The organism is Marinicella meishanensis (genome assembly GCF_019931145.1).
Lineage (GTDB): Bacteria > Pseudomonadota > Gammaproteobacteria > Xanthomonadales > Marinicellaceae > Marinicella > Marinicella meishanensis.
Map to the genome: position 1 here is coordinate 113,638 of NZ_JAIOUV010000008.1, position 15,074 is coordinate 128,711.

Sequence of the window (15,074 nt, forward strand, 5' to 3'; positions counted from 1 at the left end):
TCGCCCCTGTTTATAAGTTGATGGTGGCGTTGGGTGCGGCGTCATCGGGGATGTCCGACTCAAACCAACGCGACGTCACGGTTTTGGTTTCGGTGTAGAAGCGCACCGCTTGTTTGCCGTAGGCATGCTGGTCACCATAGAACGATTTCCGCCATCCAGTGAACGAGAAAAACGGTAAAGGCACGGGGATGGGGATGTTGATGCCCACTTGGCCCACTTTGATTTCGTGTTGAAACTTACGCGCTGCGGCACCGGATGAGGTGAACAACGAGGTGCCGTTACCATACGGGTTGTCATTGATCAATTCGATCGCTTCTTCCAAGCTGTCAGCCGTCATCACGCACAACACCGGACCGAAAATTTCTTCCTGGTAAATGCGCATGTCGGTGGTGACGTGGTGAAACAGGCTGGGGCCCAACCAATTGCCATTGGGGTAGCCTTCAACTTCCAAACCACGGCCATCCAACAACAGTTCAGCGCCCTCTTCCACCCCTTTGGCGATCAATGATTCGACCCGTGCTTTGGCTTGTGGAGAAATCAATGGGCCATAGAACGACTCGGGGTTTTTCCAGTAACCGGGTTTCATTTCGGCCATTTTGTTTTTGATCTCACCAATCCATTCCTGGGCCTCACCGACCAACACCGCCACCGAGATGGCCATGCAACGTTGTCCAGCAGCCCCACAAGCCGAACCGGCGATGTTGTTGATCACTTGGTTTTTGTTGGCATCGGGCATCACCACCATGTGGTTCTTGGCACCGGCAAAAGCTTGCACGCGTTTCAGGTTGTCGGTTCCGGTTTTGTAAATGTGTTCACCCACCGGCACCGAGCCGACGAAGGAAATGGCTTCGATGTCGGGGTGATTCAAGATTTGGTCGACCTGGTCTTTGCCACCGTGCACCACTTGCAGCACGTCTCTGGGGAAACCCGCCTCATAGAACAATTCGGCCAAACGCATGGGGGTGTTGGGGTCTTGTTCAGATGGTTTCAACACGAAGGTGTTGCCACAAACTATCGCCATCGGAAACATCCACAACGGGATCATGGCCGGAAAATTAAATGGGGTGATGCCGGCACAAACGCCCAGCGGTTGGATCAGGCTGTAGGTATCGACTTTAGAGGCCACATTTTCCACCGTTTCGCCCATCATCAATGACGGGATGTTGGCGGCGTGTTCAGCCACTTCAATACCACGCCACACATCGCCCTTGGCGTCTTCTAAATTTTTGCCGGTTTCGGCGGCCAAGATCTCGGCCAATTCATCGTGGTGTTCTTTCAACAAATGTTGAAAACTCAACATCATGCGGGCTCGCTTGGTCACCGGCACGTCTTTCCAAGTCTCAAAGGCTTTTTTCGCCGATGCGATGGCGCGTTCCATTTCATCGCTGGTGGCCAGCGGTACTCGGCTGATCACCTCTTGGGTGGCTGGATCGGTCACATCCATCCAGTCATCGCTTTCACTGATGACGGATTGACCGTCAATAAACATGGCAACTTGATTTGTCATAACTTTACCTTTCGTTGTCGGCGGGCCGCGCCCTGAACCGGTGTGCGTGTCTCACCACAACCCAACGCCCGGTTTGGGTGTGGGTTGTGTTGCAAGAAATTAAAATTTCAGAATGTTGTTGTGCGCCCAAACAGGATGTCCCCCTGAGGAAGCCGACGGTGCCATCTGACCTCCTAAATTGAGCGCCGGTATTGTACCACCAATGGCGCTTAAAATACATGAGAAGCTGCCTCATCAGCAGCTGTTCAAAGCCACACTTTTTTGCACGAATTCACACAATCATAATTTCCGCTCTGTTAGAATCCAAAAAACACACAAAAAGAGCGGAATCATGAACCCAAAAAACACCACACAAGCCACCTTGATGGCGCTGCTGCTGGCTGGTTGTGCCAGCGATCCCATCGATCCGCTGGACCCGACCAATGCCAACAATCGGGAACTGCAACCCCAGTGCCCCATCGGTTATGAGCCGGTTTACAGCACCGAGATTGTGATCAAATCAACCGATGACGACAAAAAAACCGGCAAGCCTCGACAAACCTTCAAATGTGAGCCGATCAAATAAGGCCAGTCAAGCGTGAACCCCGGTGATCTGAAGACCATGGGGTTGTGTGTATAATGCTGACATGAAGCCGAATCATCCAGCCGCATTCATTGGGTCATGCATTTGCGCATGCTGCTTGCTGTGGGCCACACCGGCGACGGTCCAGGCCCAAATCATTGCCCAACAAGGCCAATTTTCAGACCATCCAGAGACCAACCAGGCCTCTGCGACTTTGCTTGAACAAACCCAAATGCTGTTGGAAAACCACGGCCTTCGCGACCAATCTGACTTGCTGCCCGCCGGCACCCGGGTCACCGCGGCCGCCTTGCTTGGTGAGGACCTGATCATCACCTTGGCCCCACCCAAAAACTGGCTCGATGAGGGCTTGAATGAAGCCACTTTGGACCAATTGAGTCGCTTGTTGGATTTGAATTTGGATTGGCTGGCACCAACGGCCAGCCGGATACACCTCAATGTGTGGCATGGCGGCCAAAAAGTGGCCTTGTCTAACTTCCTCAACATCCAGCCGGTGCCCAACAAACCCGACGACACCAGCATCAGAGTACACTCAAGCGGCACCGCCACTGACCTCAGTGACAAAACCCTGTTCATTTCGCAAGCCCATGGTTGGATCGATTATGACGATTTTCGCCAATGGTCGACCCAGCGCGGCATCACCCACGACATTGTCGAGGATTTTGTCAACGCCGAAGGCATCAACCAGTATTTGTTGCAGTACCTGGCTGGGGCTGGCGCCGAGGTGTTCACTTTGCGTGAACGCGACCTCAACACCCAAATGGTCATCGTCGATGACGCCGATGGCAACAGTTTCCCAGCCAATGGCAGCTACCAAGAAATCGGTGACGCCAGTTGGTTCAGCGACAGCGGCGCCAATGGTTTTGCCAATTTTCAGGCACCATACAGCGCCAGCAATGACCCCTTCCGCGACAACGGTGGCAGCGACCGCCTGATCACCACCAACCCGACTGAAACGGCCCAAGCGGTGTGGACACCGGTGATCACCGAGTCTGGCCATTATGACGTGTACGTGTCCTATTCAGGCATCGGTAACCGGCCCCATGACGCCCGCTACACCGTCAGACATGGCGGCCTTGAATCCACCGTGCTGGTGGACCAAACCAAGCACCGCTATGTGTGGAATCACCTGGGCAATTTTTATTTCACCGCCGGTGGTGATCATGCCATCCGCTTGAGCAATCAATCGGCTGCAGCCGGCACCACCGTATCGGCCGATGCCGTGCGCATTGGTGGTGGGATGGGTGACATCCTGGGCCAATACCACACGGTGCTCAGTGGCCACCCACGCTGGGAAGAAGGGGCCCGCACCTGGACCCAGTACCAGGGCGCCAGCGCTTCGGTGTATGCCGGAGGTGATGTCTCGGCCCGGTCACGCTTTGCCGACTGGGAGCACTACTCGAGCGAAGATTCGGTGTATGTCTCCTGGCATTCAAATGCCGCCACCGGCAATGCCCGAGGCACCAGTTCCTACATCTATTCAGCCAATCCACCCGATGGCACCTATGACACCACCCAAGCCCACCCCGGCTCGGCAGAACTGCAAACCGCCATCCATGAGGAGTTGATCAATGACATCAGGGGCGCTTGGGACAGCAATTGGACCGACCGCGGCAAACGTTCGGCCTACTTTGGGGAGGTCAATCCCTCACACAACGACGAAATGCCCGCGGTGTTGTTGGAAATGGCCTTCCATGACAACGCCCAAGACGCCGATGCCTTGCGCCACCCACAATTCAGACGCCTCGCGGCCCGGGCCATCTATCAAGGCATTGTGAAATACTTTGCCACCCGCGATGGCCTGTCATACACCTTGTTACCGGAACCGCCCACCCACTTGCAGGTCACCTCAACCACCCCCGGTGAATTGACCATCGACTGGCAGGCAGCGGCCACCGACAACCAGGATCTGGGCGGTGATGCGGCCGATGATTTTCTGGTGTTCTTGTCGACCGATGGCAAAAATTTTGCGCCAGGCATCCCGGCAGCCAGCAACGGTTTACAGCTGACCGGCATGCCGCCGGGCCAGGTGCAGTATGTCCAAGTCAAAGCCCGCAATGCCGGTGGCGTGTCGTTACCGACCGAGACTTTGGCGGCACGGGTGGCCCATGCCAACGAATCCAGGGTGTTGGTGGTCAATGGCTTTGATCGCTTGAATTCGGGCCAATTAATCTATCAAAACATGCCGGACATCGGTGGGTTTGTCGATCGCATGTACCTCAGCCAGATGAACACCTTTGATTACATCATCCAACACGGTGAGGCCATCGATGAATCGGGTGTCGGCTTTGATGGCATCAGCAACGAACTGATTGAAGACGCCCTGTGGGCGTTGAACCCCACCGAACACGCCGCCGTGTTTTGGATCCTGGGCGAAGAGTCCAGCCTCGGCGAAACCCTCAATGCCAGTGAACAATTGGCCTTAAACAATTACCTGTCAGCCGGCGGTAAACTGTTCATCAGTGGTGCTGAAATCGCCTGGGATTTGGATTTCTTGGGCAATGCAGCCGATCAAGATTTTTACCACAACACCCTGAAAACGACCTACAGCGCCGATGACGCCAACACCTTCACGGCTGACGGCTTACCAGGCTCCCCCTTTGCCCACCTCAGCAACCTGTTGTTTGATGACGGCACCGGGCCCACTTATCGGGTTGAGTTTCCAGATGTCATCAGTCCGATCAATGGCAGCAGTGCCTGTCTTGAATATTTGGGTCAGCAAACCGCTTGTACTTACGTTGACACCGGGACCTACCAAGTCATTCATCTGGGCTTTCCCTTTGAGACCATCGTCGCCGCAGCGGGCCGCCATGACTTGATGGCTGCCGCCTTGGATTATTTTGCCGTGCCCCATTTCAGTGACCTGATTTTTGCCTCTGCTTTTGAATGAGGCCTGAGCCGTTCCCAGCGCCCACCATTTTGACCACAGTTTGATCGGCGTCAATCAGCTGTCATCCAGTCCATGCTATGATTCAACGCATTCGGACTTTTGTTGGATAACAAAGGCATTTTTCACCACGACCACAGGAAACCACATGAAAAACATCCTCATCCCGGTCAGTGACACGCCCGAGTGTGGCTTGGCACTGGAACAAGGCTTCAAATTAAGTCAACTCATTGATGCCCACGTCACCGGTTGTCACATCCGGCCACATGCTGACTCAGCCGTCGATTTGGATTTGTCCGCTGCCGATTCCTTGCTGCACCCGGATGAATATGACTTGGCCTGGGAGGCCACATTGCAACAAAATCCAGCCAAAGGTGATCAGGTCAAAGCCCGCGCCCTGTTTGAAAAAATGGCCCAGGCAGCTGGTTTCGAGGTCAGCCGCAAACCCCGCAGCGCAGCCTGTGCGATTTGGACTGAGAAAGTGGGTTCTCCGGACAAGTTGTTTTCCATTTGGGGACCGGTTTCGGATTTGATTGTGGTGTCCAGGCCCAATAAAAAAGGCCACAGTGTGGCCAAAACATTCATGGACAATGCGGTGTTGAAATCGGCTTGTCCGGTGTTGTTGCTGCCACAAACCCCCATGTCCCAAGTCGGTCAGCACATCGCCATCGCCTGGAACCAAAGCCCCGAAGCCGCCGCGGCACTCAAAGCCGCCATGCCATTGCTGCTGCAGGCCAAGCAGGTCTGCATCATCACCCACGGCCCAGAAGATCGCTTGGGGCCCAAAACCGCACATTTACAGGCCTACCTGGCCCACTGGGGCATCACCGCCGACCACCACCCAGTCAAGCAAGGCAATGACCAGCAAGCCATATTGGCCGGGTACCAATCCAGTGGCGCCGATTTGTTGGTGATGGGCGCTTACAGCCGCAGTCGCTTACGCCAGCAAATCTTTGGTGGCGTCACCCAACACATGTTGGACGAGGCGGACATCCCGGTTTTCATGTTGCATCGCTGAGACCGGTCGATGGATGTGGCCTGGGTCGCTTTGGCCTTGAATGATTTGCTGTGGATCGGCGTGGCCTTTGTTTTGGGCCTGCTCAGCAAAGGCGTTGGCTTACCGCCCATGGTCGGTTTCTTGGTGGCCGGCTTTTTACTCAGCACCCAAGGCCAAGTGGATGAAAACCTGCTGCAAAAAATGGCCGATCTCGGCATCACCTTGTTGCTGTTCACCATTGGTCTGAAAATCAACATCCGCAACATCCTGCGACCGCAGGTTTGGGGCGTCACCCTGATACACACCCTGTTGGTGGTGTTGGCCGTTACCACCGGCTTGCTGTTGTTGGCCTATTGGGGCTTGGACAGTTTGGCCGGATTTGCCTGGCAACAAGCAGCCTTGATCGCGTTCGCATTGAGCTTTTCCAGCACCGTGTTTGTGGTGAAATCAATGGAAGACAAAGGCGAAATGGACTCATTCCATGGCCGAATTGCCATCGGTATCTTGATCATCCAAGACATCCTGGCGGTGATCTTTTTGGCCGCTTCCACCGGTAAAATCCCTTCCATTTGGGCTTTGGCCCTGTTGCTGCTGATACCACTGCGGCCCCTGTTGATCCGCTTGTTTGACTGGGTCGGACGTGGCGAACTGTTGATCCTGTATGGTTTTTTGCTGGCCATTGGCGGTGCTGAAGTGTTCGAACTGGTGGGGGTCAAAGGCGATTTGGGCGCTTTGATTTTGGGGGTGATGATCGCCCCTCACCCGAAAGCCGAAGAATTGGCCAAAATCATGTTGGGCTTCAAAGACCTGTTCTTGTTGGGTTTCTTTTTGACGGTGGGCATGAGCGGCACGCCCAACACCGAAACCGTGCTGCTGGCGCTGTTGTTGACGCCTTTGTTGTTGTTCAAGGGTGGGCTGTTTTATGTCTTGTTTTTGCAATTCAAACTGCGGGCCAGAACCGCGCTGTTGTCCACCGTCAACCTGAGTAATTTCAGTGAGTTTGGTTTGATCGTGGTGGCCATTGGCGTCGCCAATGGTTGGGTCAACACCAGCTGGTTGACCACCATGGCCCTGACCATTGCGGTTTCGTTCATTGTCTCAGCGGTGCTCAGCGGTCAAGCCAATAACCTGTACACCCGCTATCGACGGCATTTGAAACGGTGGCAAAAAGCCGACCGTTTGCCCAATGACCAACTGGTGGATCTGGGCCAAGCCCAAATTGCGGTGATCGGCATGGGCGCCGTGGGTACCGGCACCTATGACCAACTTTCACAAACCCACCAAGGGCGGTTGGTGGGCATCGACATCGATGCCCGCACGGTGGCCAACCAATGTGCCGAAGACCGCCATGTGATTTTGGGTGACCCCAGTGATGCGGATTTTTGGGACCGGGTCAACCAAGCCGATCATTTGACACTGGTGTTGCTGACGTTGCCCAAATTCAGCAGCACGCTGACGGTGGTTGAATTGCTCAAGGAATCCGGCTACAAAGGACAGATCGCTGCCACCGCCAAATTTCCTGACGAAATGGCCGAGTTAACAGCGGCCGGGGTGGACACCGTGTTCAACATGCACACCGAAGCCGGCGCCGGTTTTGCGGTGCATGCCATGGCCCAAACCAAACCCCTTTCATCTTGATGTATTCGCCTTGAGGGTTGTTCAGGGTCGCTGGGCTTGCAGTGACTTGATTTTATCAGTTGCTTCGCTGACCCCTTCAGCGATGCCCGATGCCGCATACACCGCCAGCGCCTGTTGCCAGTCAGCCACCGCCAGTTGCCATTGGCCGGTGTGTTCCAGTGACAGGGCACGGCCGCGCAAGGCATTGGCCCAAGCCAACGGCTCGGCTTTGGAATCCAAGCAAGCCAAGGCTTCGTGGTAAACAGCCAGGGCCGCTTCCGGATCATCGATGCGCATCGCGTCTGCCTGGTGCCGCAAATAATACCCCAACTGTGCATCGTCGTTTTGGTCCTGGGCCAAGTCAATGGCCTCGGCGTACAAATCCATCGCGGCCTGGCACTGGCCCATGTCCAGTAGCACATGGGCCCATTTGCCGATCACGCTCAACAGCCTGGGCGGATCATCGGCTGGCTTGGCCTGCTCATACAAGGAGCGCAACAAGTCATGCGCAGCTGACAAGCGGCCCGCTTGGAGCCATTGCCAGGCTTGATTGATTTGTTGCTGCCACATCACCGCACCTCATGCGCTGCTGAAAACACCATTGTAAGCCAATCGTGGGTCACTTGGCAGCCGCTGTCGGTCAGCTGATACCCTGCCCAGCACACCATCTGAGTTTTTTTCGTTTTTTTGTGATTTTTTCAGCAAATCACATGCACCATTTTCACCACAGAAATAACAGCCATGATAAACTACCGTAAAAGCCTGCGGTAAACACCATGACACACGACCAACAAACCAAACTCAACCACACCTATGACGGCTACCAACTGGCCGAACAGTATTTTCAAGCCTTGAGCGGCTTCTTTTACGAGATGGACATCAATGGCCAGCGATTCATCGAAAGTTTTGTTGATGCCTACATCAAATACGTTGACGGCGAGACCAACCGGGTCAGTGACATCATCATGAACACGGGGTTCACCAAAACGGTGATTGAGAACACGTTGAAAGGGGTGAAAAAGAACCGCCAGTTTGCCATCAAGTCATTTTTTGGGGAAATGATCGAGGCCGTGAAAAAAGTCTGTTCACGCAACGAACAGATGACCATGAAGATCAAGGGCAGCCACAATTCATTCACGGGTTTGTTTTATCGCTTGGAACCGTCCACCAAACAACTGACCTCGCAAAGTTTTTTGGATTACATGATCAAACGGGGCATCATTGAGCGGGTGGGAGACAACACCATCAAGTTCATTCGTTCAGTACCGACCAACCACATCAACACCAAGGAAAAGATGTTGGGCTTGTTCACCAATGTGATGGAACGGTTCACCCACACCTTAATCCGCAATTACCAAGCCTCCAGTCCGGCCGAGGATAACTTTCAACAGACCTACCGATCCTGGCACATCGACCCAGATAAGCACGATGAAGTCCGCACCGAATTGAAGAAATTGTTAAGGAAACAATGGCTGGAAGTCCAACAGTTGATTGACAGCCACGAAGTCAAAACGGAATTTGAAAAAAATAGGGTCGAACAAACGGGCGCTGAGCTCGGGGTTTCGACTTTTGTCTATAACATCAATCCGAATGAGGAATAAACCATGAAAAACTTAAAATTGACAGGCCTTTTTTTTGCATAGCCACCGCTTCCCCTTCTTTCGCCGGCAATGGTGATGGTTCTGGCGGCGAACCCCTTCAAGACAATCCCTTAATCCAAGCACAGTGTCTGACCATTTTTGGTAACGGAGATGGCTCCGACGGTGATGACGACAACACCACCGAAGGCAATGGTGATGGCTCCGGCGGAGACCAAACCGAAGGCAATGGAGACGGTTCTGGAGGAGATTCAAACACCGAACAGTGGCTGGAATATTTGTCCTGTATGAAAAAATAATTTATATTTATATGCACATTTCTACCGCAAGAAATTGCGGTAGATTTTTTTGTCATAAACAGCGACAATGGGTTCTGAGTTGAAATACTTATTACAAAATTTAAGTATTGAGACCTGAGAGAGCGTTGAGGGGGACAGTGATACGAAGGGTGTGTGTAATCAGAGTGTGTAACATCACCATCCTCCTCAATCACTCAAATTTTATCATGGAAAGATGAACCAATCATGAACTTATTTGGGTTTTTTCGCACATAACTTTCATCGTTTATTTCACACCCCGGCCACCAGCCACGCTCATCAAATGGGTGGATTGTTGACTGATTCCACTTCCAGTCGGGCAAAACGACGCCTTTTTGACAGCCCTGTCGCTAATCTGAAGGCATGAACACCGTCCGCAAACCGACTTGGCTGACCTATCTGGGCGCCCTCCCCTTCCTCTATGCTTTGGCCGTGGCTGCCTATGGATTTTTTGACCTCAACGCAGTGCTGGGCACCGAACTGCGGTTTGCCCGCTTCAAGTCATACATGGTGGCACACACCTATGGTGCGGTGATTGTGGCCTTTTTGGCCGGCATCCAATGGGGCGTTTCTCTGAACCAACCCACCGACCAACAATACTTCATCATCAGCAATGTGCTGGCCTTGATGGCTTGGTTCAGCCTGTTTGCTTTCGCCAGTCTGATGGGCATGCTGCTCATCACCGTGGCATTCTTGTTGGCCCTGTGGGTCGATCGCCACGCCCACCAACAGGGCATGATCCCCACTTGGTTCTGGCGCTTGCGGCTGCGCATCACGGTGCTGGTGGTGACCACTTTGGTCGGCTTGATGCTGCTCAACCAGTGATCAATGGGCTGCCGTTGCTTCCTCGATCTGTAGATCGGCAATGAATTCAGGCCCACAACTGAGCTTTTTGGCCAACGGTGAATTGGCATCAATGGCGCGCCAAAATGGGGTGATGGCGCTGAGGTTCTGGGTTTGGGCCAGTTCCTCCAAGGCCGCTTCGGCCACAATGCGCAAAAAAATACCGGTGGTCACCGGACAGGTGTGATCGGCCGCATGGTCCTTCGCCAGTTGGGCCCTGAGCTGTTTGGGCAAGATCAATTGACCGGGACGCAGTTGCCTGACAAAGGCATTGATTTCTTGCGGCGTGGAGATGTACATCAAACAACCGGCTGGCATCCCGGCAAACGCTTTGTCAATGTGCTTTTTCAGCGGCACCTTTGCTTGTGCCAACTTTTCAGTCCAACTTTTCATGCATGACTCCAATGGGCTGGATTATGGGGGCAAAAATCATGGCTGATGTGCGATAATCTACTGACCACCCATCATCAACACATTGATCTTACCATGAAACCTTTTGCCGAAATTCACGCCATGGCCGCCGCCCGCAAAGGCGGGGATGCCGTTTTACAATCACTGCTGCCCAAAGTGCCCAGCGCCAAACAGTTGGCCCAAAAAGGCGATGACCGGTTTTTGGCCATGATGTGCAAAGCCATCAACCAAGCCGGGTTCAATTGGACCGTGATCGAAAACAAATGGCCCCAATTCGAAGAGGCCTTTCATGGATTTGATGTACAGCGCTTGGCATTCAAGCCACCTGAAGCATGGGAAGCCTATGTTCAGGACACCCGTGTGGTGCGCAACTGGTCAAAAATCAAAGCCCTGATGGAAAACGCCAGTTTTGTCCACTTCACCGCCCAAGAACACGGCAGTTTTGCCCGATTCATCGCTGAGTGGCCATGCTCGGACCAAATCGGCTTGATGGCTTACCTGAAAAAACACGGCTCCAGATTGGGCGGCAACACCGGCTTTTGGTTCTTGCGATACGTCGGTAAGGATTGTTTCACCACCACCCACGACACCATCCAAGCAGTCAAATGGGCGGGCTATGAAACCCATGACCATCCCACCTCCAAACGGGACCTCACCCAGGTGCAATTGGCCTTCAACACCTGGCACGAAGAAACCAATCTGCCCTACACCCACCTGAGCCGCATTGCGGCCTATTCAAGCGGGGAAAACTACCCAGTTGCCGGCATCAAAGAGCAAATGAGCAAATTCAAGGCTGGAAGTGCCTGATGACAGACTTCTGACAAGATTGGAAGAATCATCTATGTGGATCGTCCGCTGAGCAAAAAAGAAAAGACGGGTGCCATGGTGGTTTATGCTGGCTTTGCCTTGATCAATTACTACATGATGAAAGCCCAAGCCACTTTCTAAGGCAGTATCTACCAACAAATTGACGCCATCAAAGACGAAGTCTGTTGCCAGGGCAATGCCGTGATAGCGCACATCGTCGGTTTACACCGTCAAAATGCCCAACAAATGTTGATGTTCAGCATCATCGCGGTGCATGTGGTGATGCTGTTGGTGATCGTTCTGTCCATCACTTTTGATAAAAAGAAACCAACCAACCCTTCAGCAAAGGACTGATCTGAAGATCAGTCCTTTGCATTGATCATTGATCAATCATTATCAGTCAATAACTGTTCATTGAATACATAGCCGGCGAAACTCAATCGATACATCAAACTGTACAAAACCGGGATAAATATCAAGGTAATCAAGGTGCCAAACAACAAGCCCACCATGATGCTCACTGCCATGCCTTCCCACATTTCACCGCCGCTTAAGTACAACGGAATCAAACCAAGCACCGTGGTGAAAGTAGCCAAAAGGATCGGTCTGAAGCGTTGTAGACAAGCCACCACAATGGCGTCATTGACGGTCCTTCCCGCCTCTTTTTGCTCAATGCCAATGCGATCCAACAGCACGATGGCATTGTTGATCACAATACCTGCCAATGAGATCACACCCAAGAACGGCATGAACCCAAACGGTTCTTGGAAGATCAACAAACCAACAGTCACCCCAATGATTCCCAGGGGAATGGTCAACAAGACCATGCCCACATGGCGAAAGGAATTGAATTGGATCATCAACAACAGCACAATGATGAATCCTGACAAAGGCAAGTAACTGATCACAGACCCCATGCTTTCGGCGGTTTGTTCGGCATCACCACCCAACTTAAAGACATACCCTTCGGACCAAACATCATTTTGTTGTTGTTCCAACCAGGGGGTGATCTCGGCGGTGATGGCTGAAGCATTGCCGGAGGCAGTCAGTTTGCTGGTGATGTTGATGGTGCGTTCCAAATCCAATCGCTTGATTTTGGAATACTGCCACTGAGGAATGATTTGCGCCACTTGTAACAGCGGCACACTGCGACCCGATGATTGGGCATACACATTCAAGGTCTCTAAAGATGCCAGACTTTGTTGTTGATTGACATCCGAGCGCATGATGATGGGGATGGTTTTATTGTCTTCACGGTATTCGCCGGTTTTGAATCCATCCAACACCGTTTTCAGTGACGTGGCAATGTCCTGACTGGTCACGCCAGCCGCTTGGGCACGGTTTTGGTCAATGTCTATAAGAAACTTTTTGCTTTTGGGTCCCCAGTCGTCTTTGACATTCTTGGTACCGGCAATTTTCGACAACTGCAGCTTGATGCTTTCTGCAATGATGGCCAATTGGTCTGGGTCATCTCCTGACACCTTGATTTCAATCGGTAGACCGCCACCGCCACCGGCCAAGACTCCCACCTTGACTTCGGCATCAGGGAACGCATCAAAGCTGAAATCATCCAGGGCAGCAATCATGACATTGTTCACTTCGAAGGTTGATGTGTTGATCAGGATGTGGGCATAACTGGAATCGGCCTCTTCTTGGGCATAGCCCAAATCATAGGATTCTGGTCCTTTGCCGATGTATGAGGACCAGTCCACAATGCCGGTCGTTCGGGATTCTGTGACCAACAATTCATCTGCAATGTAGGCTTCGATGGCATTGACAATCGCTGCAGTGGATTCTATTTTGGTTCCGGCCGCTAAATTCACATCTACGGTGATCATGTTGCGGTCACTGTCAGGGAAAAACAGGAATTGAATGTATCTGAATCCATTCAATGCGCCAATGAACAGCACAAAAACCACCACAACCACGGTCACTTTGTGGTTCAATGCAACGAGGATGACCGACTTGTATAGGCCTTTCAAGCGCAGGATGATGCGATCGACCCAACTCACTTGGGGTTGATTGGCATCGATTTTCAAAAACAGGTAACAGAATAAGGTAATCACAGTCAGTGCAATGATCCATGATGACAACAAGGCAATGCTGATCACCACAAAAATCGGCCCAACAATATCACCCATGGTGGTGGGCGACATGTAAAAGGCCAAAAAGGCCGCTGAAGTGGTTAAGGTTGAAATCAGCAAGGGCAAAAACAACTCACTGCAAGCTTCAACCGCTGCTGATTTGGCTTGCTTGCCATTTTCTATTTTGACCATGATGGTTTCGGCCACCACAATGGCATTGTCGACCAACATCCCCAAGGCCATGATCAATGCCGCCAAGGTCACCTGATTCAAACCAATGTTCATCACCCCCATCAACATCAATGTCATGATGGTCACGATCGGAATCAAGCTGGCGATGATCAAACCGGTTCGGATGCCCAAGAACAACAACATCACCAACAATACGATCGAAATGGCTTGGATCAAGTTCACCACAAAATCATCTATCTTTACATCAATGTAATGATCCATTGAGGAAACTCGCGACAACTCCAAACCGATGGGCAGTTGGGTTTGCCAATGGCGAATGGTGGCATCCACCTGAACCCCCAAATCAATCACATTGGCATTGGCTTTGAGGTTGACATGCAAAGTCACAGCCCGTTGTCCGTTGAAGGAAACGATTTGTACCGGTGGATCAATGTAAGACTGGCTGACTTGAGCGATGTCACCCAATTGGATCAATTGGGTACCACCCTCACCGACCGGGATCAATAGATCACGGATGTCTGCCACGTCATTGAAATTACCGGTGGGTTCCAGAATGACACGCTCATCACCCAGATTGATTTGCCCCCCCGAACTGACGATGTTGGTGGCCGCTATGAAATTCTTCAACATGTTGGCGGTTAAACCGTATTCATTGAGTTTGGCGTTGTTGAATTCAACAAAAACCCGCTCCTCTTGCAAACCACCCAACTCTACTTTGGCCGCCTCTGGAATTTTGATCAAGTCATCACGGATGTCATCGGCATATTCTTTCATCTGCGCATAACTGAAGCCATCAGATGTCAGGCCCACCACAATGCCATACACATCACCCACACCATCATCATTCAAATCAGGATCCACGCCTTCGGGTAAACCTTCGATGTTTTCTAACTTACGCCGCAAACGGTCCCACACCGCTTGTAAATCCTTGGCATTCACTTCATCTTTTAACGACACCGAAACCACTGACAATCCAGTTCTTGAGGTGCTGCTCACCTCTTTGAGTTCAGGCAGTTCCTGCGCCACTTGTTCAATTTTATCGGTCACCAGCTGTTCAACCCGTTCAGGGCTGGCACCAGGAAAAGACGAAACCACCGAAGCCACCCTGACCGTATACGGTGGCATGCTGTCTCTGGATAAGGTTGAATAGATGGCCATGCCCATCATGATGATGCTGAACAGCACCAATAAAGTGATGCGATTTTTCTCAATCGCCAGCTGCGCTAAGTTCATC

At 52.2% G+C, this 15,074-nt stretch carries 12 protein-coding genes; 8 read left to right on the forward strand and 4 right to left on the reverse strand.

The genetic code is table 11. The features are described 5' to 3' along the window. Positions 1 to 10 precede the first annotated feature (10 nt). A complete protein-coding gene (locus tag K7G70_RS13995; RefSeq protein WP_223789282.1) occupies positions 11 to 1,507 on the reverse strand; it encodes a CoA-acylating methylmalonate-semialdehyde dehydrogenase in 1,497 nt (498 codons plus the stop codon). Positions 1,508 to 1,838: 331 nt separating this feature from the next. Here K7G70_RS13995 and K7G70_RS14000 point away from each other — a divergent pair, with 331 nt between their 5' ends. From K7G70_RS14000 to K7G70_RS14015, 4 genes are all read left to right on the forward strand, one after another. Further along, a complete protein-coding gene (locus K7G70_RS14000; RefSeq protein WP_223789283.1) occupies positions 1,839 to 2,072 on the forward strand; it encodes a hypothetical protein in 234 nt (77 codons plus the stop codon). Between the two features lie 61 nt (positions 2,073 to 2,133). Beyond that, positions 2,134 to 4,977: a golvesin C-terminal-like domain-containing protein gene (locus tag K7G70_RS14005; protein WP_223789284.1), complete on the forward strand. Its 2,844-nt coding sequence runs from the start codon at positions 2,134 to 2,136 to the stop codon at positions 4,975 to 4,977. Positions 4,978 to 5,122: 145 nt separating this feature from the next. Then, the gene (locus K7G70_RS14010; protein ID WP_223789285.1) at positions 5,123 to 5,992 is read left to right on the forward strand and encodes a universal stress protein; all 870 of its coding nucleotides are present in this window, start codon (positions 5,123 to 5,125) and stop codon (positions 5,990 to 5,992) included. 9 nt (positions 5,993 to 6,001) lie between these two features. Further along, positions 6,002 to 7,609, forward strand: coding sequence for a cation:proton antiporter domain-containing protein (locus tag K7G70_RS14015; protein WP_223789286.1), 1,608 nt, complete (start codon positions 6,002 to 6,004; stop codon positions 7,607 to 7,609). 21 nt (positions 7,610 to 7,630) lie between these two features. Here K7G70_RS14015 and K7G70_RS14020 read toward each other — a convergent pair whose 3' ends face one another. Beyond that, the gene (locus K7G70_RS14020; protein WP_223789287.1) at positions 7,631 to 8,158 is read right to left on the reverse strand and encodes a tetratricopeptide repeat protein; all 528 of its coding nucleotides are present in this window, start codon (positions 8,156 to 8,158) and stop codon (positions 7,631 to 7,633) included. A 206-nt stretch (positions 8,159 to 8,364) separates the two neighbouring features. Between K7G70_RS14020 and K7G70_RS14025 the strand changes: the two genes are divergently transcribed. Continuing rightward, positions 8,365 to 9,189, forward strand: coding sequence for a hypothetical protein (locus K7G70_RS14025; RefSeq protein WP_223789288.1), 825 nt, complete (start codon positions 8,365 to 8,367; stop codon positions 9,187 to 9,189). A 677-nt stretch (positions 9,190 to 9,866) separates the two neighbouring features. After that, the gene (locus K7G70_RS14030) at positions 9,867 to 10,328 is read left to right on the forward strand and encodes a DUF3429 domain-containing protein (RefSeq protein WP_223789289.1); all 462 of its coding nucleotides are present in this window, start codon (positions 9,867 to 9,869) and stop codon (positions 10,326 to 10,328) included. Here the strand turns inward: K7G70_RS14030 and K7G70_RS14035 are convergent, their stop codons facing one another. Continuing rightward, complete coding sequence (locus K7G70_RS14035; protein WP_223789290.1) at positions 10,329 to 10,739, reverse strand: hypothetical protein; 411 nt, start codon at positions 10,737 to 10,739, stop codon at positions 10,329 to 10,331. A gap of 93 nt (positions 10,740 to 10,832) precedes the next feature. Between K7G70_RS14035 and K7G70_RS14040 the strand changes: the two genes are divergently transcribed. Beyond that, positions 10,833 to 11,564 (forward strand): DNA-3-methyladenine glycosylase I, encoded by a 732-nt coding sequence (locus tag K7G70_RS14040; RefSeq protein WP_223789291.1) that lies wholly within the window; start codon positions 10,833 to 10,835, stop codon positions 11,562 to 11,564. 201 nt (positions 11,565 to 11,765) lie between these two features. Continuing rightward, positions 11,766 to 11,918: a hypothetical protein gene (locus K7G70_RS14045; protein ID WP_223789292.1), complete on the forward strand. Its 153-nt coding sequence runs from the start codon at positions 11,766 to 11,768 to the stop codon at positions 11,916 to 11,918. 32 nt (positions 11,919 to 11,950) lie between these two features. Here the strand turns inward: K7G70_RS14045 and K7G70_RS14050 are convergent, their stop codons facing one another. After that, the gene (locus tag K7G70_RS14050) at positions 11,951 to 15,073 is read right to left on the reverse strand and encodes an efflux RND transporter permease subunit (RefSeq protein WP_223789293.1); all 3,123 of its coding nucleotides are present in this window, start codon (positions 15,071 to 15,073) and stop codon (positions 11,951 to 11,953) included. Between the last annotated feature and the right edge of the window lies 1 nt (position 15,074).